23 protein-coding genes and 1 tRNA gene are annotated in these 24,206 nt (G+C 57.5%); 6 read left to right on the forward strand and 18 right to left on the reverse strand.

The annotated features are described in order from the left end of the window. Positions 1–183: 183 nt before the first annotated feature. Positions 184–2,541 (reverse strand): alpha/beta hydrolase family protein, encoded by a 2,358-nt coding sequence (locus FHS21_RS22670; RefSeq protein ID WP_183664083.1) that lies wholly within the window; start codon positions 2,539–2,541, stop codon positions 184–186. A 277-nt stretch (positions 2,542–2,818) separates the two neighbouring features. On the opposite strand from FHS21_RS22670, the gene FHS21_RS22675 reads away from it, so the two are divergent. Beyond that, positions 2,819–2,977 (forward strand): hypothetical protein, encoded by a 159-nt coding sequence (locus FHS21_RS22675; RefSeq protein WP_183664085.1) that lies wholly within the window; start codon positions 2,819–2,821, stop codon positions 2,975–2,977. Between the two features lie 69 nt (positions 2,978–3,046). On the opposite strand, the gene FHS21_RS22680 is transcribed toward FHS21_RS22675, so the two are convergent. The 10 genes from FHS21_RS22680 to FHS21_RS22725 form a co-directional block, all read right to left on the reverse strand. After that, positions 3,047–4,975, reverse strand: coding sequence for a DEAD/DEAH box helicase (locus FHS21_RS22680; RefSeq protein ID WP_183664087.1), 1,929 nt, complete (start codon positions 4,973–4,975; stop codon positions 3,047–3,049). A 150-nt stretch (positions 4,976–5,125) separates the two neighbouring features. Then, positions 5,126–5,602 carry a YaiI/YqxD family protein gene (locus FHS21_RS22685; protein ID WP_183664089.1) on the reverse strand — a complete coding sequence of 159 codons (477 nt, stop codon included), beginning with the start codon at positions 5,600–5,602 and terminating at the stop codon, positions 5,126–5,128. A gap of 2 nt (positions 5,603–5,604) precedes the next feature. Beyond that, positions 5,605–6,228, reverse strand: coding sequence for an exopolysaccharide biosynthesis protein (locus FHS21_RS22690; protein ID WP_112523475.1), 624 nt, complete (start codon positions 6,226–6,228; stop codon positions 5,605–5,607). 114 nt (positions 6,229–6,342) lie between these two features. Next, entirely contained in the window at positions 6,343–7,224 is an 882-nt protein-coding gene (locus FHS21_RS22695) for a 3-hydroxybutyryl-CoA dehydrogenase (RefSeq protein ID WP_112523472.1), read from the reverse strand. A 105-nt stretch (positions 7,225–7,329) separates the two neighbouring features. Beyond that, the gene (locus FHS21_RS22700; protein ID WP_183664091.1) at positions 7,330–8,259 is read right to left on the reverse strand and encodes an electron transfer flavoprotein subunit alpha/FixB family protein; all 930 of its coding nucleotides are present in this window, start codon (positions 8,257–8,259) and stop codon (positions 7,330–7,332) included. A gap of 18 nt (positions 8,260–8,277) precedes the next feature. Then, a complete protein-coding gene (locus FHS21_RS22705) occupies positions 8,278–9,030 on the reverse strand; it encodes an electron transfer flavoprotein subunit beta/FixA family protein (protein WP_112523466.1) in 753 nt (250 codons plus the stop codon). A gap of 182 nt (positions 9,031–9,212) precedes the next feature. After that, a complete protein-coding gene (locus tag FHS21_RS22710) occupies positions 9,213–9,974 on the reverse strand; it encodes a rhomboid family intramembrane serine protease (RefSeq protein WP_112523463.1) in 762 nt (253 codons plus the stop codon). 34 nt (positions 9,975–10,008) lie between these two features. Beyond that, a complete protein-coding gene (locus FHS21_RS22715) occupies positions 10,009–10,590 on the reverse strand; it encodes a cob(I)yrinic acid a,c-diamide adenosyltransferase (protein ID WP_112523460.1) in 582 nt (193 codons plus the stop codon). Between the two features lie 13 nt (positions 10,591–10,603). Beyond that, the gene (locus FHS21_RS22720; RefSeq protein ID WP_112523457.1) at positions 10,604–10,801 is read right to left on the reverse strand and encodes a twin transmembrane helix small protein; all 198 of its coding nucleotides are present in this window, start codon (positions 10,799–10,801) and stop codon (positions 10,604–10,606) included. A 43-nt stretch (positions 10,802–10,844) separates the two neighbouring features. Next, entirely contained in the window at positions 10,845–11,678 is an 834-nt protein-coding gene (locus FHS21_RS22725) for an SDR family oxidoreductase (protein ID WP_112523454.1), read from the reverse strand. Positions 11,679–11,773: 95 nt separating this feature from the next. On the opposite strand from FHS21_RS22725, the gene FHS21_RS22730 reads away from it, so the two are divergent. Beyond that, the gene (locus FHS21_RS22730) at positions 11,774–12,628 is read left to right on the forward strand and encodes a YihY/virulence factor BrkB family protein (RefSeq protein WP_112523451.1); all 855 of its coding nucleotides are present in this window, start codon (positions 11,774–11,776) and stop codon (positions 12,626–12,628) included. Here FHS21_RS22730 and FHS21_RS22735 read toward each other — a convergent pair. After that, a complete protein-coding gene (locus tag FHS21_RS22735) occupies positions 12,595–13,479 on the reverse strand; it encodes a DMT family transporter (RefSeq protein ID WP_112523449.1) in 885 nt (294 codons plus the stop codon). The genes FHS21_RS22730 and FHS21_RS22735 overlap by 34 nt on opposite strands. Before the next feature lie 67 nt (positions 13,480–13,546). Beyond that, entirely contained in the window at positions 13,547–14,407 is an 861-nt protein-coding gene (gene gluQRS, locus FHS21_RS22740; RefSeq protein WP_183664093.1) for a tRNA glutamyl-Q(34) synthetase GluQRS, read from the reverse strand. A gap of 80 nt (positions 14,408–14,487) precedes the next feature. Between gluQRS and FHS21_RS22745 the strand changes: the two genes are divergently transcribed. Further along, positions 14,488–15,132 carry a DNA-3-methyladenine glycosylase family protein gene (locus tag FHS21_RS22745; protein ID WP_112523444.1) on the forward strand — a complete coding sequence of 215 codons (645 nt, stop codon included), beginning with the start codon at positions 14,488–14,490 and terminating at the stop codon, positions 15,130–15,132. A 110-nt stretch (positions 15,133–15,242) separates the two neighbouring features. Continuing rightward, on the forward strand, positions 15,243–15,800 hold the full coding sequence (locus tag FHS21_RS22750; RefSeq protein WP_183664095.1) for an HNH endonuclease: 558 nt from the start codon (positions 15,243–15,245) through the stop codon (positions 15,798–15,800). 151 nt (positions 15,801–15,951) lie between these two features. Here FHS21_RS22750 and FHS21_RS22755 read toward each other — a convergent pair whose 3' ends face one another. Together FHS21_RS22755 and FHS21_RS22760 are read right to left on the reverse strand one after the other, a co-directional pair. Continuing rightward, the gene (locus FHS21_RS22755) at positions 15,952–16,455 is read right to left on the reverse strand and encodes a disulfide bond formation protein B (protein WP_183664097.1); all 504 of its coding nucleotides are present in this window, start codon (positions 16,453–16,455) and stop codon (positions 15,952–15,954) included. 15 nt (positions 16,456–16,470) lie between these two features. Then, complete coding sequence (locus FHS21_RS22760) at positions 16,471–17,061, reverse strand: YqaA family protein (RefSeq protein ID WP_183664099.1); 591 nt, start codon at positions 17,059–17,061, stop codon at positions 16,471–16,473. Positions 17,062–17,320: 259 nt separating this feature from the next. Here FHS21_RS22760 and FHS21_RS22765 point away from each other — a divergent pair. After that, a tRNA-Leu gene (locus FHS21_RS22765) sits at positions 17,321–17,405 on the forward strand. A gap of 23 nt (positions 17,406–17,428) precedes the next feature. On the opposite strand, the gene bspF is transcribed toward FHS21_RS22765, so the two are convergent. From bspF to secA, 3 genes are all read right to left on the reverse strand, one after another. Next, positions 17,429–18,712 carry a type IV secretion system effector crotonyl transferase BspF gene (bspF, locus tag FHS21_RS22770; protein ID WP_183664101.1) on the reverse strand — a complete coding sequence of 428 codons (1,284 nt, stop codon included), beginning with the start codon at positions 18,710–18,712 and terminating at the stop codon, positions 17,429–17,431. Further along, entirely contained in the window at positions 18,712–20,127 is a 1,416-nt protein-coding gene (locus FHS21_RS22775) for a lipopolysaccharide biosynthesis protein (RefSeq protein ID WP_112532271.1), read from the reverse strand. The genes bspF and FHS21_RS22775 overlap by 1 nt, the downstream gene beginning before the upstream one ends. Before the next feature lie 128 nt (positions 20,128–20,255). Beyond that, positions 20,256–22,982, reverse strand: coding sequence for a preprotein translocase subunit SecA (gene secA / locus FHS21_RS22780; protein ID WP_183664103.1), 2,727 nt, complete (start codon positions 22,980–22,982; stop codon positions 20,256–20,258). Between the two features lie 270 nt (positions 22,983–23,252). Between secA and FHS21_RS22785 the strand changes: the two genes are divergently transcribed. Then, the gene (locus FHS21_RS22785) at positions 23,253–24,170 is read left to right on the forward strand and encodes a peptidylprolyl isomerase (RefSeq protein ID WP_112532266.1); all 918 of its coding nucleotides are present in this window, start codon (positions 23,253–23,255) and stop codon (positions 24,168–24,170) included. The last annotated feature ends 36 nt before the right edge of the window (positions 24,171–24,206 follow it).

Raw genomic sequence — 24,206 nt, forward strand, 5'->3', positions numbered from 1 at the left:
ACCCACACCTTCTTGAAGAAACACGAACGCAGCGCTGTGATTCGGGCATCCCAATGGGTCCTCGGGTCAAGCCCGAGGATGACGGAGAGGGAGAGCGTTTCAGTCAAAACCTGAAACCCTATCGCACCCCCGACGTGCGGTTCTACCCTCCCCATCGAGGAGAGGGCAAGAGGTAGCGGCTCGCTATTGCTTGGCGAGTTTCTGCGCAGGCTTGTCCCGTCCGAGATTCTGCAGCTCGATATCGGTGATCGCGACCTTGCCGCTCTCCTTGGGGAAGACGAGTTTCAGCTCTTTGAGGCTGGTCAAGTCGATGCCCTCGAAGGCCTTCAGCGGGATGGCGACCATGTTCAGAAGCTGTCGCAGCTTTCCTATCCATTGCTCGTCGTCAATATGGTCGACGAGGGGTATTCCGTCGCCCATCTTGCGCGGTGTATTGTATAGAGCATCGCTGAAATCACTTGCGGTCACAGTTGCCGTTTTACCGGCGTTGTCGGTAAGTGTCACCAACACTTCCTGGCCTATCGGATGCACCACCGCAATGCGGAAGGTCAGAGAATCCATGCCCTTGGCGGAGAGCCCCGTAAGATCAGTTTTTATAACAGCGTTCGGTTGCGACCAGATCAACTCGGCATGATCGGCAACCGAGAGAAAGCCTGATGCACCCCAACCGGCATATTTGAACTCCGGCAATTGTGGAGAACTGCAGTTGCTGGCTACGCCACCGCCCAGAGACATGTCGCAACGCACAAGACCGCCGCTATCAAGGCCAGAAAACGCGATAGCCCCGCCAAGTTGATTACGGTGGAGGCTGTCAGCCTTTTCGAAGCGTTGGATAAGCTTTCGCTTGCGATCGCTCTTCTGCACGGTCAGCATCACACGTTCATCGCAGGTTTTTATCCCTTTCTCGCAAGCGGCCTCAGGCAATTGCGCATGACCGTTCCAGTAGGCCGCGAATTTTTGCTCGCCTCCTACATGGTAGCGCATGAAGGAATTGATAAGAAAAAGCCCGTTGCGCTCCTGGTTAGGCCGGCTCAGGCTAATTCTGTCGTGGCGCGTCTCGCTACAATATTCACCCACACGATCATTGCCCCATTCTCTGTTGTAGAAATCGTGATTCGCTCCCTTCACCAGGATTTGATAGCGCGGTGCGGTGTCGGTTTTGGGGCCAAACCGGTTGTGATCGTACGCCAATGCACCCTCGAGATCAGCCACGTCCCCATCGCAGGATGGCAGCAAATTTACCAATGGAACATTGTTCAGGCCAAGATTGCCATCAAAATCTGTCGGCGCCAGCATGAAGGCCGCCTTGAAATCATAGGGCTCTGCAGCCTCCTTGCCCGCTGCATAATAGATGTTGTATTTTTTTAGCGCTGCATCGAACTTCTGCTTGTCAAGGCTGGCAGGTGCTGCCTTGACCTCGGGTTTGGCCTCCACAGCCGGATGCGTGACCTCCGGTACGACAGTGTCGGCAAAAAAAGGAAAAAGTTTTCCAAGGACAGCGGGGGCTTTGAGCAAGGCTGGTTTTATGCTGTCTGCAGTGGCACCCTGAAGAAACGGTCCGTACTTCTCGAAAGCGAGTGCGAATTTTGCCTCGTCAATGGTGGCTGGCTCGACCGTCTCAGGCGTTGCCTCCACCGCGGGTTGGAATTTGATCTCCGCTGTGACAGCGGCGGCCAGATCCGGATAGGAATAGAAAAAGGAGGTAGGACTATCCTTCAGGGCGGTTTGCAGGTTGTCTGCGTTTGTGCCCAAACGGGACAAGTTGAGTTTGATAGCGGCTGAAACGCCTTGCCCGCCGCGCGAATGGCCCATAATCCCGACGCGGGTAAAATCGAGCTTGCCTTGCAAGGCATTGAGCAGGCCGGGCTTGCCGTCGCTATCGATCTGGCCGTTGCTATCGATTTGGCGCAGGCGGTCCAGCGTACCCAGGATCAATTGGCCGCGTGATTGGCTGCTAGCATCGCCCATGGCATTGTTTCGACCCGCGTGGATCGAGACCACGACATAGCCATGGCTGACGAGTTCTTCGGAAAGATAGTCATAGCCCTTATAGCTCGTTTCATGATCTCCCATTCCGTGTTCAAAGATGATGACCGGAAACGGCCCGAGTTGTGCCGCCTCAAGCTCTGCGGCCGCCACAGGGTATTGTATCCAGCCTTTGATCGGAGCGATAAAGAGCTCGTTATCCGTGGGTTTGCGAAAGTCTATGACAGGCCAAGTATCGTTTGACCACGATACGAGATTGCCCAGATCATAGTCGATCATGCCTGAGGGCACGAATGTGTCGCCATCCGTCGTACTTGGCGCAACCTCGGTAAACCGCGCCGCCTTGCCGGCAGGGTCGACCAGAGGTGTTGCTTTTCCGCCATCGGTTACCAGCTTTTTCGGCTCGGTCTCCGGAACTTCTGTGGCCGTGCCGACGACCGGCTCTTCTGAGATGATGAGCTTTTCGGCAATCGCGACTGGTGCCGGCACATCGAATGTCGAGCCGGAGGCTGGTGTCTTATCCTCATTGCAGCCTGATAAAGCGCCAACAAGCATTGCAGATATGCACGCTGTTTGTGCAAGTCTGCACGCCAAGCGCGTGCCTGGTTTCAACCATTGCGTCATTGTAAATAATTCCCTCAACTGGGGGTCGTATTTTGAATAATCGACCGTGAATGACAAAAATATAAGATGGCAAATAATCATGGGCTGCGGGACATACGTGCCCGCATCCATCATATAAGCAATGATCGTGCCAGTTTGGTTCAGTGGGGGATTTTAAGTCGGGAAATACCTCCCACTCCGTCATCCTCGGGCTTGACCCGAGGACCCATTGGAATTTCCAAATGGCAGCGTCGAGCTCTTGTTTCTGCACGAAGTGTGGGTCCTCGGGTCAAGCCCGAGGATGACGGAGAGGGAGGAGGATGACGGAGAGGGCGGCGTCAGGGAGCGCAACCTTCCGATCGTGAAGGCCGCTGAGCGCTATTCCTGAAACAATCCCGGGCATAAAAAAAGCTCCATCGTGAGATGGAGCCTTTTTAGATTATGCGAACGCGCTGAATTACTCAGCTCCTCCTGCTGCGGCTTTCCGTGCCTTCTTGGCTTTGTACTTGTCAAAGCCATGCAGTTCGCCTGGTTTGCGTTCTTTTGGTGTTTTCTTCGGCTTTTCAGGCTTTTCTGTGGTCCAGCCTTCCGGCTTCGCCTTGGCTGGCTTGGCCGCCCAATCGGTCCTGGGCTTCTCGTCATTCGAGCGTGGCTTGCGATTGTCGAATTCGCGCTTCTCGCCGAATTGCTTCCTCGGCTTGAAGTCGCCGCCCTCAGTACGACGCGGCGATGAAGGCCCAGCCCCTTCGCTGCGCGTGATGTTCACACCCTTTTCGCCAGAACCGAACTGCTTGATCCGCGCCATGAAGGCATCGGCTTTGCTGGCTGTGATTTCAAAACGCGTCTCCGTCTCGAGGATCTTGATCGAGCCGACATCCGTCTTGGTGATATCGCCGGCCTTGCAGATCAGCGGCAGGAGCCAGCGCGGCTCGGCGCGCTGTTTGCGGCCAACGCTCAAGGAAAACCATGCGCCGCTTTCGAACTCAACGAAACGATCCGAGCGCGACGTACGCTCGCCGCGGCCCGGACGATCCTCGAAACTGCCTTTGCGGATCGGTTCGAGGACATGGGACGGCGTGCTGGAAAGTTCTTCCGGGGCAGGGCGCGCCGCCATCTGCTGGCGCAGATAGGCCGCTGCGATCTGTTCGGCTGAATGCAGGCCGAGCAATTCGGCTACATATCCGGCCTCTTCCTCGCTCACGACTTCCGTCAGGGAAGGGTCATTGAGAATGCGGTCATGGTTGCGCTTGTTGATCGCATCGGCATCCGGTGGCGGCACCATGGTCGTCGACAGCTTGGCACCCTGCAGCAGGCGCTCGGCGGTGCGGCGGCGCGATGCCGGCACGATCAAGACGCAAATGCCTTTGCGCCCCGCGCGTCCGGTACGGCCGCTACGATGCAAAAGCGTCTCGGAATTGTTCGGCAGGTCGGCGTGAATGACGAGATCGAGATTGGGCAGATCGATACCACGCGCCGCAACATCGGTCGCAACGCAAACACGGGCACGGCCATCGCGCATCGCCTGCAGGGCGTTGGTGCGCTCGGCCTGGCTGAGTTCGCCTGAAAGGGAAACGACGGAAAAGCCGCGATTGGACAGACGGCTGGTCAGGTGCTTCACCGCCTCGCGGGTCGATCCGAAAATAATGGTGTTTTGTGCATCATAGAAGAGCAGGGAATTGATGATGGCGTTTTCGCGCTCACGCGGCGCCACCGGCATGATGTGGTATTCGATATCCGCGTGCTGCTCGCGGTCGCTCGTGGCGGAAATGCGCAAGGCATCTTTCTGGAATTGCTTGGCGAGCAAGGCGATGGGTTTTGGTACCGTTGCCGAGAACATCAGGGTGCGGCGGTCTTTGGGCGCTTCGCCGAGAATGAATTCGAGGTCTTCGCGGAAACCGAGATCGAGCATCTCGTCGGCTTCATCGAGCACGACTGCGCGCAGTTCCTTCATGTCGAGCGAACCGCGGGTGATATGGTCGCGCAAACGACCGGGTGTGCCGACGACGATATGCGCGCCCTGTTGAAGCGCACGGCGCTCCTTGGTCATGTCCATGCCGCCAACGCAGGAGGCGATGCGCGCTCCGGTGGGCTCGTAGAGCCATTCGAGTTCGCGGCGAACCTGCAATGCCAGTTCGCGCGTCGGGGCGATGACCAGCGCGTAAGGTGCGCCAATGGATGTGAAGCGGTCTTCGCCTTCAAGCAAGGTCGGTGCGATGGCGATACCGAAGGCGACGGTCTTGCCGGAGCCGGTCTGGGCGGAGACCAGGAGGTCGGCGCCCTCGGCTTCCGGAGCCAGAACAGCGGTCTGCACCGGCGTCAGGGTCTCGTAGCCACGGGCTGCCAATGCACCGGACAACGCCGGAGCGATAGAATCAAAAATAGTCATCAATGAACTTTCAGTGCTGGTTTGGGCGTGTGGTTGGCTCGGCGTCAATGGGAGCACGAGCGGCACGCATGTAGCTTTGTTGCGCTCTCGTAGAGCCTGCGACGCGTTCCGTCAATGCCAAGAAACGCATAGCTCCCATCCGCACTCCCGTCAGGAGGTGAAGCCCGCACGTTTCAAACGCACAATAGCGAGGTCGAGCGCGGAAAGAAAGCTCGAACGATCTTTCAGGGAAAATGGTCGCGGACCGCCGGTGATCTGCCCGGCGGAGCGCAGTTCGTCCATGAGATTGCGTGTTGCGAGCGTGTTGCCGATGGAGGCTTCGGTAAAGGCGCGCCCGGTCGGCGAAATGGCGTCGGCCCCGGCTTTGACGCAGCGGCTGGCGAGCGGAATGTCCGCCGTCACCACCACATCGCCGCGCGAGACGCGCTCCGCGATCCAGTCATCGGCGGCGTCGAAGCCATCGCTGACGATGACACGCTCGATCATCGGATCGCGCGGAATTGCCATCATCGAGTTGGAGACAACGAAGACCTTGACGCCATAGCGCTCGGCAACGCGGTAAATTTCCGCCTTGACCGGGCAGGCATCGGCGTCGACATAGATTGTGATCTTTTTCTCTTCAGTCATATTTATCCAAAAATGTGCAGAGCCGCGAGCCCAACCGAGGCACCGAGCCCGATGGCGATGCCTGCAGCAAGCGCTGCCACCAAAAGGCCTGTTCCGAGCCAGACGCCATCCTGTTCGCCAAGGCCGATGGCCAAAAGGACAATGCTGAGCGCCGGCAGCTGATTGATGAGCGGGACCGGCAGGATGACAATCAGCGACATCAGCAGCGCGACGATGCTGACGGCACGCTCGACGATCATTTGCGGAACGAACCAATAGCGCGGGCGTGCCAGCTTTTCAAAGCGAACAAGCATGGGCTCCAGCCTTGCAATGAACCGGCGATACGTTTCAACCTGCATTGATTTGCGCCGCATGAAGGCTGGAAACCACGGCTTTTCAAAGCCGAGCAGCATCTGGATCGAGAGCAGCACCAGCGGAATGCCGAAGATCGTGGAAGTGCCCGGAGGAAGCGGCACAAGATTGAGCGCCGCAAATAGAATCATCAGCGCGCCGAAACTGCGTTCAGACAAGGCGTCGAGAATGTCGTCGAACGATATTCTCGTCGCGGGATCCGCGCCGATCTCGACAAGGACTTTGGACAAGCGCCGTGTATCCGGATCGTACGGCGTGCTATCGTCGCCGCTCATCGATATTCACGCTCTGACGGCCTGCAAATGGCGTTTTTCTGCGCTCCGGTGCTCGAAACCCACCATTTTCGTCGGGTCATGGCATGAATCTCAACAGTCATGCGTAGAGGACATTCAGCGCGTCGGAACGGGATGTTCGCCCCGATAATCATAGAAGCCGCGGCCGGCCTTGCGTCCAAGCCAACCGGCCTCGACATATTTTACCAGGAGTGGGCAGGGGCGATATTTGGAATCCGCCAGACCGTCATAAAGGACCTGCATGATCGACAGGCAGGTATCGAGGCCGATGAAATCGGCCAGCTGCAACGGTCCCATGGGGTGATTGGCGCCGAGTTTCATCGCGGTATCGATGGCATCGACCGAGCCGACGCCCTCATAGAGCACGTAAATCGCTTCGTTGATCATCGGCAACAGGATGCGATTGACGATGAATGCCGGAAAATCCTCCGATACGGTAATAGTCTTGTCGAGGCTGGCGACAAATTCCCGGGCACTTTCGAATGTGACGTTCTCTGTTGCGATGCCTCGAATAAGCTCCACGAGATGCATCACCGGAACCGGATTCATGAAGTGAATGCCGATGAATCGTTCCGGGCGATCGGTGGTCGCAGCAAGGCGTGTGATCGAGATCGATGACGTGTTGGTGGCGAGGATGGCTTCCGGATTGAGGTTTGGACAAAGCTGCGCGAAAATCTTGCGTTTTACGGTCTCATCTTCCGTGGCTGCTTCAATGGCAAGATCGACACCGGAAAGGTCCTCCATCCGCAAGGCCGGACGGATACGCGACATTCCCTTGACACGCTCCGCTTCCTCGAGCTTGCCGTGGGATACCTGGCGGGCCATATTGCCGTTAACGGTGGCGAGGGCCTTTTCGATCTGATCGGCCGACTGGTCATGGATCAAAACATCGTATCCAGCCAAAGCGCAGACATGTGCAATACCGCTGCCCATCTGCCCTGCGCCAACAATGCCTACGGTCTTGATCGAGCCTGCCATGTTTCCATCCCGTCTTATTATGAATATATCACACAAACTAAATGGCCGGGGTAGCGTTCGTCTACCCCGGCCAAGCAATTTCATTTTAAAGTTCGAATTAGATAATCAAAGCGCCTTTTCAAGCTCCGGCAGGATGACGAAGAGATCGCCGACGAGACCATAATCAGCGACCTGGAAGATCGGGGCTTCCTCGTCCTTGTTGATGGCGACGATGACCTTCGAGTCCTTCATCCCAGCCAGATGCTGGATCGCGCCGGAAATACCGACGGCAATGTAAAGATCCGGTGCCACCACCTTGCCGGTCTGGCCAACCTGCCAGTCGTTCGGAGCGTAGCCGGCATCCACCGCGGCGCGCGAGGCGCCAACAGCTGCACCGAGCTTGTCGGCGACAGGAAGGATCACTTCCTTGAACTTCTCGTTCGAGCCGAGGGCACGGCCACCGGAAATGATGATCCTGGCGGACGTCAGTTCCGGACGGTCGCCGCCGGAAAGCTTGGCCTCGACGAACTTCGACAGGCCGGGATTGGCTGCAGCCGAGACGTTCTCGACAGAAGCCGAACCGCCTTCACCGGCGGCCGCGAAGGTCGCAGTGCGCACGGTGATGACCTTCTTGGCATCCGTTGCCTGCACGGTCTGGATGGCGTTGCCCGCATAGATCGGGCGCTTGAAGGTATCGGCCGAGATCACTTCGATGATGTCCGAGACCTGCATGACGTCGAGTAGCGCTGCAACACGTGGCAGGATGTTCTTGCCGTTGGTGGTGGCGGCCGCAATGATCGTGTCGTAATTGCCAGCGAGTGAAACGATGAGCGCTGCGCTTGCTTCGGCAAGGCGGTTGGCCAGATCGTCACTGTCGGCCAGCAGGACCTTTTTGACACCGGCAAGCTTGGCAGCCTGCTCGGCGACGCCCTTGGCGCCTTTGCCTGCGACCAGCACATGCACGTCCGAGCCGATGGCAAGGGCTGCCGTCAGTGCCTTTGCAGTCTGGTCGGAAAGGGTCTCGTTATCGTGTTCGGCAAAAAGAAGAATAGCCATGGTGAAATTCCTTATCCTTTAAATCAGAACGCCGGCTTCGTTCTTCAGCTTGCTGATGAGTTCAGCGACATCCTTGACCTTGACACCTGCCTTGCGGCCGCCCGGCTCTTCGGTCTTGATGACCTTGAGGCGCGGCTTGGTATCGACGCCGTAATCGGCAGCGGACTTTTCATCCAGCGGCTTCTTCTTGGCCTTCATAATGTTGGGCAGCGAGGCATAACGCGGCTGGTTCAAGCGCAGGTCGGTGGTGACGATCGCCGGAAGCGTGATTTCGATGGTCTGCAGACCGCCATCGACTTCGCGGGTGACCTTGGCATTGTCGCTACCGAGCTCGACCTTCGATGCGAAAGTGCCCTGGCTCCAGCCGAGCAGGGCCGCAAGCATCTGACCTGTCTGGTTGGCATCATCGTCGATAGCCTGCTTGCCGAGGATGACCAGCTTTGGCTGTTCGGCATCGACGACGCCTTTCAGGATCTTGGCGACAGCGAGCGGCTCGACGATATCGTCGACCTTGACCAGAATGCCGCGGTCGGCACCCATGGCGAGCGCAGTGCGGATGGTTTCCTGCGCCTGCGCCGGTCCGATCGACACGACGATCACTTCCTCGACCTTGCCTGCTTCCTTCAGACGGAGCGCTTCCTCGACTGCGATTTCGTCGAACGGGTTCATCGACATCTTCACATTGGCAAGTTCAACGCCGGAGCCGTCGCCTTTAACCCTGATCTTCACGTTGTAATCGACTACCCGCTTTACCGGTACGAGGACTTTCATAGGGATTCCCTCTCAAATAAACGAAGGACAGATTTACCTGTCCGGTGGTGCTACCCGCTTGCCGGAAGCCGACATGGAGGTGAGAAAAACGACACTGCCGCGTCTGAGTTGCGCGGGACCGTAAATATGAGCGGAGTAAAGGTCAATCTGGCTGCGCCAAGTTCAACCGATTGAAAGAACGATCATCGGCCCCACTTGACCGGTTCTGCCTCGCGGGTGACGGGTTCCGGTTGTTTCTCTACAACTACTGCGCGCGGCGAAACGATGGCCCGGTCAAACAGTGGCACGCTTCGGCGCTTCATGATCACGATGAGAACAGCGCCGGCGATGATGCCGCCGACATGGGCCGGCCAGGACACCTGTTCCTGCCCGCCCCATAAAAGCATTGCGAATTGTGTCACGACCCACAGCACCAGCGGATAGATTGCCGGGATGCGCAGGGGAATGCGCCCAAATGCCAGCACCCAGACCTTTACGCGTGGATGCAGCAGCAGATAGGCGGAGACAATGCCGGCGATGGCGCCAGAAGCGCCGATGAGCGGCGCTTCTGAATCGGGCAGGATCACGCCATGCAGGAACGCTCCGGCGGCGGCGCACAGAAGATAGAAAATCAGAAACTTGATGTGGCCAAGCGCATCTTCGACGTTGTCGCCGAAGACCCAGAGGAACAGCATATTGCCGCCGAGATGGAAGATGTCGGCGTGCAGGAAAGCGTAGGTGATGTAGGTGAAATCGGACGGGACGAAATAATAACTGGCAGGCAGAACCGCCATGTCATGGATGACGGCGGGTATGTAACCGAGACCGATCGCGGCCGCCTGCGCAGTCTCGCCGTCAACAGCCATGACCAGATAGACAAGCACGTTGATGACGATCAGCGAAAGCGTCACATATTGCAGCTTGATGTATTTGAGACTGTTGGCGTCATGCAATGGAATGAACATCGGCGCCGGTCCCCTGCCTCAGCGATCGTGACATTTAGCGATTGTGGCCGGGCACCCATAACACGTCCTTCGCGCCGTTGTCATTGACCACCCGGGCCGCGACGAAGAGAAAATCCGACACGCGGTTGATGTATTTCAGGGCGGCCGGTGTGACCGTCTCGTCAGGCTTCTGCGCGAGTTCGACCATGTGCCGCTCGGCGCGGCGCGCAACAGTGCGGGCGAGATGCAGCGCGGCGGATGCGGGCGAACCGCCGGGCAGCACAAAGGAGCGCAATGGCGCGAGGTTTGCGTTCAACCGGTCAATCTCCGCTTCAAGCCGCAGGACCTGGTTGTCGATAATGCGCAAGGGCTCATAAGGAAGCGTTTCGCCTGTGTCGGGCGTTGCAAGATCGGCACCGAGATCGAAGAGGTCGTTCTGGATGCGCATGAGCATGGCGTCGAGTTCGGGGAAGGCTTTTTCCGTATGAAGCCGCGCAAGCCCGAGACAAGAATTCGCTTCGTCCACGGTGCCGTAGGCTTCAACGCGCAAATCATGTTTCAGACGCCGTTCGCCGCTGCCGAGACCGGTCGTGCCGTCATCGCCGGTCCGAGTGTATATCTTGTTGAGCTTGACCATATGATTGGTGTCTCTAGCCTGCCGCGCGGTGGAAATAGATTGCACCGACGATGAGGATGATGGCGACCAGCTGCAATAATATGCGCAATTGCATCATCTTGTTGGAGAAGTTGGCGTCGCCGCCCTTCATCATGTTGCGCAGGCCAATCAGAAGCACAATGGTCACCGCGGCAATTGCCACGAGCGCCAGAAATTTGAAAATAACATCCATACTCTATTCCTTGATCGTCAGACTTGCCTGCAGTCTGCTCCTGTCACGACTGGCTCGCAAGCACGCGATATAGCGCACGTGCGGATAGAAATCTGCGGGCAAAGTTTGTAATTTTTGCCGGGCGTGTCACCAGATAATGAGGACGCGGGCGGGGATTTTCCAATGCGTCCTTAAGCACCGCATAGACCGCATCAGGACCGAGTTTAAATTTCGACTTGGTGCCGCCCCCCGAAAGCCGAGCTATCAGCCTGCGGTACTCGTCACGATGCACCGAGTTTTCGACGTCGATGTACTTTTCGATCTGCTTGCGGGCATTGTAGGTGAACCGCGTGGCGATGGGCCCTGGCTCGATCAGCGACATTTGGACGCCTGAGCCTTCCAGTTCCATCCGCTGCACCAGCATCAGCCCTTCCAGCGCGAATTTTGATGCGACATAGGCGCCGCGCCATTTCATCGGTACGAGGCCAAGGATGGACGAGCAGTGGACGATCCGGCCATGGCCCTGCTTGCGCATCACCGGTACAAGACACTGGGTGAGCTCATGCCAACCGAAGAAATTGCTGTCGAACTGTTCGCGCAGTCCATTGATGGGGAGATCTTCCACCGCGCCGGGCAAAGCGTAGGCGCCATTGTTGAAGAGGGCATCTAGCGTGCCGCCGGTTTCGCTGAGAACTGCTTCGACAAGCGCAGAGATCGATTCGGATTTGCTGTAGTCCATATAGAAGGCGGCGAATCCATCTGCTTGAAGCATTTCAATATCGGTGGGATTCCGGGCGGTCGCGAAGACGGTCCAGCCATCCTGCTTCAACGCCCGGGCACAATAGGCACCTATCCCGCTGGAACATCCTGTGATCAAAATCGTTCTAGAACGGGTCATGTTTTCCGGATGTTTTTCAATTGATTGCACGAAAAGACTTCACATATTCCCCGGCGCCTTGCAATCTGCTCAGTTGAAGGGGCGAACAATCATCAATGCGTAGGGCAAAATCTTTTCTTTGGCGTGTTGTCGTCGATACGTGGCGGCATTTCAGCACCGATGATGGTTGGGCGCTCGCAAGCCACGTTGCCCTTTCGGGAATTCTTGCGCTTTTTCCGTTCCTGATTTTTGCGACTTCGCTCGCAAGTTTTCTTGGGGCGAGCGCCTTTACCGATACGGCTGTTCATGTGATCTTCGATACTTGGCCGGAGGTAATCGCCAAGCCGATTGCGCAGGAAGTGCGCAATGTCCTCAATATCCAGCGCGGCGGCCTTTTGACGATCAGCGTGATCGCGGCGGCCTATTTTGCTTCAAACGGTATCGAAGCGCTGCGGGTGGCGCTCAACCGCGCCTATCGCGTGATCGATACGCGTTCGATCATCTATTGCCGCCTGCAAAGCCTCGGCTATGTGATAGTCGCAACAATCGGTATCATGGCCATCAGCTTCCTGCTGATCCTTGCGCCGCTCGCCATGCGTATAGCGACCATCTATATCCCGGAACTGGTTCTCGTATCAGGAACGATCAGTTTCTGGCGCTACTGTATTGCCTCGGCCGTGCTGATCATCGGCTTGCTGGTCGTGCATTTGTGGCTGCCGGCCGGGCACCGCCGGTTTGTCGAGATCTTGCCCGGCGTCCTGTTGACGCTGCTCGCATGGACCGTTGGCGCTACGATCTTTGCAAGTTATCTCGAAACCTTTGCAACCTATGTGTCGACCTATGCGGGTCTCGCATCGATCATGGCGGCGATCGTTTTCCTCTATATCGTCGCGGCGATCTTCATCATCGGCGCGGAAATCAACGCCGCGATCATCCGCTATTGGGAAATCGAGGAAGCCACGCGTCTCTGACCTGTCGAGAGGGCAACGCCTAGGCTGGCAATGACCATTCCCACCAATTGAAACGGTGTCAGTGTTTCGCCGAACAGCGCATAGGCCATCAGTGCCGTGACTCCCGGAACCAGATAGAACAGCGATGCAACCTTGGACACCGCTCCCTGATTGATGAGCAGCATCAGCAGAAGCACGGCGCCGATCGACAGGACGAATACCAGCCAGAACATGGCGAATATCAATTCGCCCGACCAGACGATCGTGTGCGTCTCCAGCAACAGCGAGCATATGCCAGTGAGTACGGCAGCGCCGAGATATTGCAGGGTCGTACCCGCCTTCAGGTCGATAGTGCCGACGAAGCGTTTTTGCCAGACAGTGCCAATACTGATGGCGACAACTGAAAAGATTGCTGCCGAAACGGTCGCCGGGGTGATGCCACCGGCGGAAATGACGAGCTTCGGCCAAAGGACCATGGCGACGCCGATGCAGCCGACGGCAAGCCCGGCCCAATGGCGCGGCTGGATGGTTTCGCCGAGTACCAGCCCCGCGATCAGGGCTGTGATCAAGGGCTGCAGCCCGACAACCAGTGCCGACATGCCTGCGGGCAATCCATTGTGAATGGCCCAGAAGGCGGCGCCGAGATAGGCCCCGTGGATGAGGCACCCCGCAATGATGGCGTGCATTGCGCCGCGCCTGTTTGGCCAGTGATTGCCGTCCAGAACAACCCAAAGACCAAGAATTGCTCCCGCGATCAGAAACCGTATCGTGAGGAAATAGAACGGCTCCATATAGGGCATGGCGTAGCGCGCGCCGATGAAGCCGGTGGCCCAAAGAACGACGAACAGAGCGGGGAAATAGCGGACAGGCATAGTCACGGGACCGGATCTGGAATGCATTGTGCTGCTGATCTATACCCGAACGAGCAGTGGCGATAGATCACAACCCGATCATGGCGTGTATCTCCTGACAGGTGACACCTTCTTGCCGCAGTGAACGCAACGCGGTGTCCTTGCGGCTTTTCGAAAGTTTCTCCCCGTCGTGATCCAGGATAAGTGCATGGTGATGATAGAGAGGGGGCTCGATATCGAACAATCGCTGCAGCAGCCGATGGACACTTGTGGCCTCGAAAAGGTCCTTGCCGCGCACGACGTGGGTGATGCCTTGCAACGCATCGTCGATGACGACGGATAGATGATAGCTCGTCGGCATATCCTTTCGCGCAATGATGACGTCACCCCAAACGCGCGGTGCGGTTTCAACAGCGCGGTTCTCAGGTGCAAGTTCGGTCCAGAAAAGTGGCTCGCCGATATGTTCAAGCGCACGGTCCATGTTCAAACGCCATGAAAACGGTTGTCCTTCGCCGATACGCCGTTCGCGCTCGGCGTTTGAAAGCTGCCGGTCCGTTGGCGGATAGAGCAGGGCTCCGTCCGGATCGCGCGGCCAACCTCCATTTCCGCCAAGGTTTTCGATTTCGTGTTTGATCTCGCCGCGGCTCAGAAACGCTGGATAAACAAGCTCCATATCGATCAGCCTGTCGAGCGCCTCGCTGTAGACAGGGAAGTGTTCCGACTGGCGGCGGACAGGCTTCTCCCAATCGAAGCCGATCCAGTGCAGGTCCTCCTGCATCGTCTGTTCGAGTTCCGGCGTGCAGCGCTCCCGGTCGATATCCTCCATGCGCAGGAGCAATCTGCCGCCTGCATCGCGCGCCATTTGCTGGTTGAGCAACGCGGAATAGGCATGGCCGAGGTGCAGATGGCCATTGGGACTGGGGGCAAAACGGAATACCGGAACTGTCATGAGTGATGAGTGGCGTTCTTGCGTGGGTATCGAGGCAATTGATACGGTGTTTCCCAAACGAAGCAAAGTGAACGATTGAAATGCGCAGAATTGATACGCTCGAGGATATTGCGGAAGGGCTGGAAGCCTTGCTGCAAACCCACCCGGAACTTGCGGCGATAGCGGAACGCGCCGGGCCACTGCCGTTGCGCCGCTCCGTCCCGGGCTTCGAGAGCCTTGCCTCGGTGATCGTTTCGCAGCAGGTCTCCAAGGCCAGTGCCGATTCGATCTGGAAGCGGCTTGTCAGCATCATCGATCCCCTAACTCCGGAAAACTATCTTGCGGCCGGCGAAGAGGCGTGGCGGGTTGCCGGCTTATCCCGTGCAAAGCAGGCGACTCTCGCCCGGATCAGCGAAGCGGTCATTGCCGGAGAACTCGATCTTACTGCTTTGGCGGATATGCCGATCGACGAGGCCATGCAGGTCATGACCAATGTGAAGGGCATCGGTCCCTGGACGGCGGAAGTCTACTTGCTGTTTTCCGCGGGCCATGCGGATGTCTTCCCGTCGGGCGACGTCGCTCTCCAGCATGCCTATGCCCATGCCTATGGCGAATCAGTGCGGCCGGACTCCAAGGCTCTGCGGCTGTTTGCCGAGCGCTGGACCCCGTGGCGCGGTGTTGCCGCCCGACTTTTCTGGGCTTACTATGCCGCAACGCGTGGCCGCGATGGCACACCAGTGCCATGAAGTTGAAATAACGGGGTTTTTCCTAAGCAAACACCGCAATTTGCTTCACATTCCTGTCACGTCCAGCTTACAATAATGCAAGCCTGATGGTTGGATTGGGAGTTGATTCCTTGACAATAGCCGTCTCGCCGGACGGGTTACCGGCTCTGGTACTCAATGCGGACTACCGTCCGCTCAGTTATTATCCCTTGTCGCTCTGGTCCTGGCAGGACGCGATCAAGGCGGTTTTTCTTGACCGTGTGAACATCGTCGCCGAATACGAGCACGAGGTTTCCTCGCCCTCCTTCGCGATGCGGCTACCCAGCGTGGTATCGCTCAAGACCTACATCAAACCTTCGCGCAATCCTGCCTTTACCCGGTTCAACGTCTTCCTGCGTGACCGGTTCGAATGCCAATATTGCGGCTCGGAAGAAGATCTGACTTTCGATCATGTCATCCCGCGCTGTGCCGGCGGCGAGACGATCTGGCAGAATGTCGTGGCGGCCTGTTCACCTTGCAATCTTCGCAAGGGCGGTCTGATGCCCAACCGTGCCAAAATGTGGCCGCGGCAGAAGCCCTATGAGCCGACAGTGCATGATCTGCACAATAACGGCCGGCTGTTTCCGCCAAACCATCTGCACGAAAGCTGGATGGATTATCTCTACTGGGATGTCGAGCTGGAACCCTGAGACCTCTGCCAATCCACCCCGATGGCCATCTGATGTGGTTTTCTGCGCTTCCGTTGCTCACGAGCCCAAAAGTTCGCTGCGCTACGGTTCTCGAAAACCACAACCAGCTGACTCAGCGGGATGAATTTTCAGATGGTCCTCAGCGACGGCGCTACGCCTTCGCTGCGCCCCGGAAGGCAATGACCATCAGAATAAAGCTGGCGATGGCATTCCAGCCGGCAAAGGACAGTCCAAGCACGCGCAGCGCGGCCGTATCGCATGCGGGCGGGTGAATGGCGTTCATATCCTTCAGAAGATTACCCGCATCGGTGGTGATCGACATGGACACCGCGGTGCAATCCGTCGGGCCGGCCCAGAATTTCCATTCAACGCCGGCGTGGAAGATGGCAAGGCCGAGGCCAATGAGCATGAGCAGCCCGCCAAGTGCCAGCAGGAGACGCGTAAGGCTCGCTGGCCATTTCAGGCTGGACGAGGCAACAGCCAATGCCATCAGCGGAATGCCGGCATAATAGGGGAAGCGCTGCTCCAGGCACAATTTGCAGGGCAGATACCCGCCGATATATTGAAAACCGAGCGCGGACCCGACCGTGACAACCATTGCGAGGAAGAGAAATACAGCCGTCCTGAAATGGATGGGGGAATTCGTTGCAGTCATAATATCTTGACGTCCTTACAACTGGGTGTAGTGGAACAGAGCATAGAGCAAAATCAGGACAAGCGCCGCTGCGCCCGCGATCAGGCCGAGCCGCTTTTCGATGAAGTGGCGAATGGGTTCGCCGTAGCGCCGCAAAAGCCAGGCGAGGAAGAAAAAGCGCGCCCCGCGCGCAAGCACCGCCGAGACGATGAACAGCCAGATATTGATACCTGCCGCTCCGGAAAGGATCGTCACGACCTTGATCGGCGGCAGATGGGCCAGGCCCGATGTGACGAGCAGGAGCAGGATCGCATCGGCGCTCGTCGAACCGCGCAACTGTTCGAAGGCATCGAGCTTGCCGTACATTTCAAGGATCGGCTTCGCCAATGTCTCATAGGCATAGTAGCCGAGCAGCCAGCCCGCTATGCCGCCGAGGACAGATGCGATGGTTGCCACCAGCGCATAGCGATATGCCCGTTCAGGACGTGCCAGTGCCATCGGCAGGAACAGCACGTCGGCGGGGACAAGAAACACCGAGCTTTCGATGAACGCGATGACGGCAAGCCAGACTTCCGCCGATTTGCGCGCAGCCAGAGACATGGTCCAATCGTATAGTCTGCGCAGCATCAAATCGGTTCCTGTGGGGGAGGCTATTTTGAAAAGTCGGGTGATCTTTAGAGCAAACCGCAGCCAAATGGAATCGTTTCGCTCAATTTTTGCCAAGGCTGGTTTCTTGGCCATTCGCCTCTATTTGTCTCGTGCGGGCAGGGCAACACACGACTGTGTTACATTTAAGAAATCATCTTATTGTTGTTGACCGAAGGGTGGCTCTGCATGTATTTGGCTTTTCACGGTCGTGGGTTCACCCATGTCCGACGCTCTTGCGGCCCCCTTGGCGGAATTGGTAGACGCGCCTGACTCAAAATCAGGTTCCGAAAGGAGTGCTGGTTCGATTCCGGCAGGGGGCACCACACCTACCCAATCCCACGAACATTCACTTCCGGCCGGTCAAGTTCCGCAAACGCTCGCGGACCAGTCGCGCGATATTCTGCGTGCGCCGGTAAAGGTGAAGCTGTGAAGCTGCCTGCCGGGCGGCGCGGTCGGCGGCGGGTGTCAATCCGATCACCAGCGTGCCGACGGGTTCACGCTCCATGAACAGGCGCGACGCGACAGGATGGTCGGGTACGGCACAGGAATCGGTCCGGTCGATGTTGGGATCGTCCAGATGGTTTTTCAGCATCTCGATCATCAGGAGAACGCCGGGCGAATAGGTAGCGAGGCTCTCGTCATAGGCGGTCTTCCACGTCCAAGCTTCGCCGGCTTCGACAAAGACCACGAGGACGGCGATGGTCTTGCCGTCGAGTTCGAGTGTGTGGATGCGGGCGAGATCGCGGGTCGCGAGGTTGTTGACCGCCTCGCGGGCAAAGGCAGCACGGAAACGGTCGACCGCCATGGCGGAACCGCGCTGGCCTTTCCAGCCGCTCGCTTCGAGCACGAGGAAGTCCTCCAGCCGTACGCGGATATCTTCCTCGCTGCGGCTGACGGTGTAGGTCAGCTTGCCCTTGTCGGCGAGGCGGCGCCACAGCCGGCGATATTCCTTGGCGTGCTTGGCACCAATGGCATCACGCAAGTACTCTTCGCCTTCCTTGGCGCTTTCAAGGAAGGGGCGTTCGACCTGGTTGACGGTCACCATTGTAAGATTACGGTCCAGCGCGATGGAGCGGATCAGCTGTGCTGCAGTGCGGTTCAGCAGTATGTCGGGCAAAACCAGAATCTCTGGGAACTTCAGGTGCTTGCGCCCCAGCATGTCGAACAGGTCATTGAGGACCCCGACCGGATCGTCGCGGTCGATCAACGGCGTGCCCTGTGGTCCGAAGGGCGTGGCCCAGGCGCGGATGATGGAAGCCGTTACATTGAAACCCGGCCGTTCGATCGTATAGGGCATGAGGAAGCGCAGACGGCTCTTCACATCGTTCTCGTCGCGCATGACCATGAAGCGAACCTGCCGGTCGTCAAGGCGTGGCATTGCGGGGGCGAGGAAACGCGGATTGAAGAAGATGTTGGGCTCGACCGTGCGATACGTCAGATATTCAAGCTCATCGAGGAGTTCGAAACCGGCGGAGGCAGAATAGACGGAAAGCTTGCGCGGAACGGCACGCGTGCCGAGGGTCTCCTCGAGCTGCTTGGTCGCCTCGTGCGACTCGAAGCCCGAGAGCTGGGAGAGGATCTGCGAGGACGGGCCTCCGGCAAGTTCTTCGAGAAGCGGTATGGCTGCCATCAGACTTCTTCCTTGGCAGCGCCTGTCCTGCCCGCAAAAACGAACATCGTAATGTTCAGACGATTATAAACAGTCAGCGCCAGCGTCACCGCTTCGAATACCATCGAGAATGCAGTCGCAAAAGCGGCACCAGCAAGGCCGTAGGCCGGTATCAATACAATGCTGAGACAGATATTAACAATCAGTGTGACCGCATAGACCATGGCGCATATTTTCTGCTTGCCGGCCATGTTGAGGAGGCTTTCCGCCGGACCGACCGAGGCGCGGGCGACGACGCCAATCACCAGAATGAACAACAGCGGATAACCATCGGTAAACTGGGCGCCGAAGAGCAGGAGCAACGGCTTGCCGAGAATGAGAAGGATGATCGCCATCGCCAAGGACGGCCAGAAGGTCCAGCGCGCCGTATCGCTGGCGAATTGTGCAAGCTGGTCGTGGTCATGGGTATGCATCAGCTCGGAATAGCGCTGGGCGGCGCCGGCCTTGACCGAGAAATAGACGAAATGGACCAATGCGAGCAATTTGACCGTTGCGAAATAGGTCGCGACCTTGTCCGGGTCCATATAACGGCCGACCATCAGGACGTCGGCATTGGTCAAAAGGAAGAAGAACCCTTCGACCAAAAAGATCGGTAGCGAGACCGCAAACCATTCTCCAAAACGGATCGCCTTCGGACCGGGCGACACAACCTCTCTGAACCTGTGATTGACGACCGCTAATTGCACCAGCGAGGTCATATAGGTCGCAATAATCGCCGATATCACCGCCGCCACCGCTGTCGGCGCGAAGCCGGCCACATGGGCGATGGTCATAATGAGAAGAGTGAGAATTGGACGGATGATGTAGGTTGGCGTCAACGCGACCAATGCCCAGGATCGTGACCGTGCGGTTCCGTCCAGCGTATCGCCGAGCGCTATCATCGGCAGGCAGATGAAGCCGATGATGAAGGGCGCGACGTAATAGGATTCGATCGCATCGCGTAAGAAGTAGACCCCGGCAGCGCCGATGATCGCGATGCAGGTCGTCAGGCCAAGCGCGAATATCTTGCTGGTGAACAAGATGCCGCGCAGGTGATCAAGCTGCCGGTGTTCCAGATATTCCGGCACGAAGCGGATGACGCTGGTCTGGAAACCCAGACAGGAGAGATTCCCGAGAATAACCACTGTCACCCAGACAAGGACGAAAATGCCGTATTCGAACTGCCCCATCCAGCGCGCGAAGATGACCTGTGAGACGAGTGCGATGGCGGCGCTGATGATACGGATGGAAAAGGCGATCAGTGACACGCGCTGCGCAGCGGCGTGCTCCATTGAACCGTCAAACAGCTGATCGAGGCGGACTAGCCACGGACGGAGCTGCTGTGACAGTTTCCCCGGCAGATACCGGTCTGCAGCTTCGACCGCAGAAATTCGCAAGGGCAGCTCCACTCGTTTCCAATGCAAGACGCTTACTGCCTAAACGTTTAGAAACGGTTCGGAAAGTCAACGGGTTGTGCTGTTGGAACAAGAGAAAAGGCCGCGTTTTGAGCGCGGCCTTTGGTTCGTCAGACGAAAGCGCCGTGACAGTGCTTGTATTTCTTGCCCGAACCGCAGGGGCAGGCCTCGTTGCGGCCAACCTTGCCCCATGTCTGCGGGTTATTCGGATCGCGATCCTTGGGATCAACGACGCGCAGATCCTGCTGTACCGCAAGAACACTGCCGCCACCGAAATCGTCCTCACCCGTGAGGCCATCGAGGTGATGCGCTTCCATCACCGGCAGTTCCGGCTCGGGCGCACTTGCGGCCTCGCGCACGAGTTCCACGCGCATCAACTGGCTGGTCACGTTCTGGCGCAAATTGGCCAGCAGCGTCTGGAAGAGTTCGAAGCCCTCGCTCTTGTACTCATTGAGCGGGTCGCGCTGGGCGTAACCGCGGAAGCCGACGACCGAGCGAAGATGGTCGAGATTGACCAGATGTTCGCGCCACAGGGCATCGAGGGTCTGCAAAATGACAGACTTCTCGACATAGGCCATGATTTCCGGACCAAACCGCTCGGCACGATCGGCGGCGGCCTTCTCGACGGCTTCCGTCAGACGTTCCCGGATATCGTCGGGCGTAATACCGTCTTCGAGGGCCCATTCGGTGATCGGCAGATTGAGATTGAGAACATTGCGCACATCCTCGTCGAGCTCGGCGATCTTCCATTGTTCCGCGTAAGCGCCTTCGGGCGTGTAGCGCGCGATGAGATCGTCCACCACATCCTCGCGCATTTCCCTGGTGGTCTGGCTGAGATCGGTGCTGTCCATCAATTCGATGCGCTGCTCGAAGATCACCTTGCGCTGATCATTCATCACGTCATCATATTTCAGAAGGTTCTTGCGGATATCGAAGTTGCGCGCCTCGACCTTCTTCTGCGCTTTTTCCAGCGCCTTGTTGATCCAGGGATGGACGATGGCTTCGTCTTCCTTGAGGCCAAGCTTCTGCAGCATGCCGTCCATGCGTTCGGAACCGAATATCCGCATCAGATCGTCCTGCAGCGACAGGAAGAACTTCGAGCGGCCGGGATCGCCCTGACGGCCTGAACGGCCGCGCAACTGGTTGTCGATGCGGCGGCTTTCATGGCGTTCGGTCGCAAGAACGTAAAGCCCGCCAGCGGCAAGTGCCTTTTCCTTGAGCTTGGCGATGTCGGCGCGGATCGCGGCTTCTTTTGCCTTGCGCTCTTCGCCCTCGGCCATATCGTCGAGTTCGCGCGCTATGCGCATCTCCAGATTGCCGCCAAGCTGAATGTCGGTACCACGACCTGCCATGTTGGTGGCGATGGTGATGGCACCTGGAACACCGGCTTGCGCGACGATATGGGCTTCCTGTTCATGATAGCGGGCATTCAGAACCTGGAAGTCCTTGAAGCCTTCCTTGCGCAGGCGATCAGCCAATTGCTCGGATTTCTCGATCGACGTGGTGCCAACGAGGATAGGCTGGCCCTTGGCTGTCGCATCACGAATATCGCGAACGATCGCCTTGTATTTTTCCTCGACGGTGCGGTAGACCTCGTCGTCCTCGTCGAGACGCTGAACGGGAAGGTTGGTCGGAATTTCCGTTACTTCGAGACCGTAGATATTGCCGAATTCTTCCGCTTCAGTGGAAGCTGTACCGGTCATGCCGGCAAGTTTCTTGTACATGCGGAAATAGTTCTGGAAGGTGATCGAGGCCAGTGTCTGGTTTTCCGGCTGGATCGTCACATGCTCCTTGGCTTCCAGCGCCTGATGCAAGCCTTCCGAGAAACGGCGGCCCGGCATCATGCGGCCTGTGAACTCATCGATGATGACGATTTCGTCATTGCGAACGATGTAGTCCTTGTCCTTCTGGAAGAGCTTGTGCGCGCGCAGGGCATTGTTGACGTGGTGCACGACAGCAACGTTCTCGATATCGTAAAGGCCTTCGCCCTTGAGATGACCGGCTTCCCTCAGGAGGTTTTCGAGCTTCTCGGTGCCCTCCTCGGTAAAGATCGCCGTCTTCTGCTTCTCGTCGATCTCATAGTCTTCGGGGTTCAATGGTTTGATGAACGCATCGATGAGATTGTAGAAATCGGACCGGTCATCGAGCGGGCCGGAAATGATCAGCGGCGTGCGCGCTTCATCGACGAGGATCGAATCCACTTCGTCGACGATCGCATAGTTGTGCGGACGCTGCACCATCTGGGCGCGTTCATATTTCATATTGTCGCGCAGGTAATCGAAGCCGAGTTCATTGTTGGTGGCGTAGGTGATATCGGCATTGTAGGCCTTGGCACGCTCTTCATCATCAAGACCGTGCACGATGATGCCATAGGAGAGGCCGAGGAAATTATAAATCTGGCCCATCCAGTGCGCATCGCGGGTGGCGAGGTAGTCGTTCACAGTGACGACATGAACGCCTTTGCCTTCCAGCGCATTCAGATAGACCGGCAGGGTAGCGACCAGCGTTTTGCCTTCGCCAGTGCGCATTTCCGAAATGCCGCCATTGTGCAGGACCATGCCGCCGATCAGCTGGACGTCGAAGGGGCGCATGCCAAGAACGCGCTTGGCAGCTTCACGTGCCACGGCAAAGGCCGGAACGAGGAGATCGTCGAGCTTGGTGCCATTGGCGAGACTTGCGCGAAATTCCGCGGTTTTTGCCTTGAGCTCATCGTCCGTAAGCGACGAGATTTCTGCCTCAAGCGCATTGATCTGGTCAACGCGGGGTTTGAAGCTGCGGACGCGGCGCTCATTCGAGGAGCCGAAAATCTTGCGGGCGAGGCCGCCGAAACTGACCATCCCTGGTCCTCTCTATAATACGTTTTGCCAGCAACTGTGGCATTTGAGGCATCCAAAGCCTGACATTCGAGACGCCTGATACAATACGGACACCAAGCCCAAGGTATAAGTCTATCTGTTGCCAAGCTATCTGGACGCAAAGCCGATGGACAGATAAGAGGGGGCACGAATGATGTCAATGTTGAAGCAACAAGCGATCGATCGCAGCCTCTTGGCAAAATTCTGCCGTATTCATAGCCCGTACCGGTCCTCCCAAGGAGAAATTGACCCATGAACCAATTGCGTAAAACCCTTTCATTAATGACTGTCGCTGCACTTTTGACCGGTATATCTTCTGTGGCAATAGCCCAGGAAGCTGGCAAGACAGAACCTGCCAAGCCGGATGCAGCCCAGGCGGAAACTGCCAAGGCCGATCCCGATAAGGTGCTTGCAACAATCAACGGCAGCAAGATCACAAACAAGGACGTAGACCAGATTTCTGCGGACCTCGATCCGCAATTTGCCAAACTGCCTGATGACCAGCGGCGTTTGGCCGCCCTGGCTGCCATTATCGATATCAAGTCACTTGCGGCGAAGGCTGAGGCCGAAAAGCTTGACCAGACCCCTGAGTTCCAGGCTCGTCTGGAGTTCCTGAAGGACCGCGCCCTGCACAATGACTACTTCAAGCAGCAAGTTGTCGACAAAATCACCGACGCTGACATTCGCGCCCGCTACGATAAGGAAATCGCAGCGATGCCGCCACAAAATGAAGTCCGCGCCCGTCACATTCTGGTGAAGACCAAGGAAGAAGCTGAAGCCATCATCAAGCAGCTCGATGGCGGAGCGAAGTTCGAAGACATTGCCAAGGAGAAATCGACGGACGGCTCGGCTGCGCAGGGCGGCGATCTCGGCTATTTCGGACCAGGCCAGATGGTGCCGGAATTTGACAAGGCAGCCAATGCGCTGGAAGTCGGCCAGTACACCAAGGAACCCGTCCAGACCCAGTTCGGCTTCCATGTGATCAAGCTTGAGGACAAGCGTACCCAGCAGCCGCCAGCGTTCGATCAGGTCAAGGACCAGGTAAAATCCATCCTCATTCGCGAGAAGTACATGGAGCTGGTGAAGAAGGACCGCGGCGACCTGAAGATCGAATATACCGATCCGGCAACGGAAGCGGCGATCAAGGCTGCAACCGAAGCCCAGCAGTAACAATATAAGACCCGGTGCAAGTCGCCGGGTCTTCCT

It is taken from the genome of Phyllobacterium trifolii (assembly GCF_014192095.1).
Classification (GTDB): domain Bacteria; phylum Pseudomonadota; class Alphaproteobacteria; order Rhizobiales; family Rhizobiaceae; genus Phyllobacterium; species Phyllobacterium trifolii.

Coding starts and splice junctions, on each gene's coding strand:
- FHS21_RS22670 (WP_183664083.1), bottom strand. CDS start 2,541: ATGCTTGTTGGCGCTTTATCAGGCTGCAATGAGGATAAGACACCAGCC.
- FHS21_RS22680 (WP_183664087.1), bottom strand. CDS start 4,975: ATGACTATTTTTGATTCTATCGCTCCGGCGTTGTCCGGTGCATTGGCA.
- FHS21_RS22685 (WP_183664089.1), bottom strand. CDS start 5,602: ATGACTGAAGAGAAAAAGATCACAATCTATGTCGACGCCGATGCCTGC.
- FHS21_RS22690 (WP_112523475.1), bottom strand. CDS start 6,228: ATGAGCGGCGACGATAGCACGCCGTACGATCCGGATACACGGCGCTTG.
- FHS21_RS22695 (WP_112523472.1), bottom strand. CDS start 7,224: ATGGCAGGCTCGATCAAGACCGTAGGCATTGTTGGCGCAGGGCAGATG.
- FHS21_RS22700 (WP_183664091.1), bottom strand. CDS start 8,259: ATGGCTATTCTTCTTTTTGCCGAACACGATAACGAGACCCTTTCCGAC.
- FHS21_RS22705 (WP_112523466.1), bottom strand. CDS start 9,030: ATGAAAGTCCTCGTACCGGTAAAGCGGGTAGTCGATTACAACGTGAAG.
- FHS21_RS22710 (WP_112523463.1), bottom strand. CDS start 9,974: ATGTTCATTCCATTGCATGACGCCAACAGTCTCAAATACATCAAGCTG.
- FHS21_RS22715 (WP_112523460.1), bottom strand. CDS start 10,590: ATGGTCAAGCTCAACAAGATATACACTCGGACCGGCGATGACGGCACG.
- FHS21_RS22720 (WP_112523457.1), bottom strand. CDS start 10,801: ATGGATGTTATTTTCAAATTTCTGGCGCTCGTGGCAATTGCCGCGGTG.
- FHS21_RS22725 (WP_112523454.1), bottom strand. CDS start 11,678: ATGACCCGTTCTAGAACGATTTTGATCACAGGATGTTCCAGCGGGATA.
- FHS21_RS22730 (WP_112523451.1), top strand. CDS start 11,774: ATGCGTAGGGCAAAATCTTTTCTTTGGCGTGTTGTCGTCGATACGTGG.
- FHS21_RS22735 (WP_112523449.1), bottom strand. CDS start 13,479: ATGCCTGTCCGCTATTTCCCCGCTCTGTTCGTCGTTCTTTGGGCCACC.
- gluQRS (WP_183664093.1), bottom strand. CDS start 14,407: ATGACAGTTCCGGTATTCCGTTTTGCCCCCAGTCCCAATGGCCATCTG.
- FHS21_RS22745 (WP_112523444.1), top strand. CDS start 14,488: ATGCGCAGAATTGATACGCTCGAGGATATTGCGGAAGGGCTGGAAGCC.
- FHS21_RS22755 (WP_183664097.1), bottom strand. CDS start 16,455: ATGACTGCAACGAATTCCCCCATCCATTTCAGGACGGCTGTATTTCTC.
- FHS21_RS22760 (WP_183664099.1), bottom strand. CDS start 17,061: ATGCTGCGCAGACTATACGATTGGACCATGTCTCTGGCTGCGCGCAAA.
- bspF (WP_183664101.1), bottom strand. CDS start 18,712: ATGGCAGCCATACCGCTTCTCGAAGAACTTGCCGGAGGCCCGTCCTCG.
- secA (WP_183664103.1), bottom strand. CDS start 22,982: ATGGTCAGTTTCGGCGGCCTCGCCCGCAAGATTTTCGGCTCCTCGAAT.
- FHS21_RS22785 (WP_112532266.1), top strand. CDS start 23,253: ATGAACCAATTGCGTAAAACCCTTTCATTAATGACTGTCGCTGCACTT.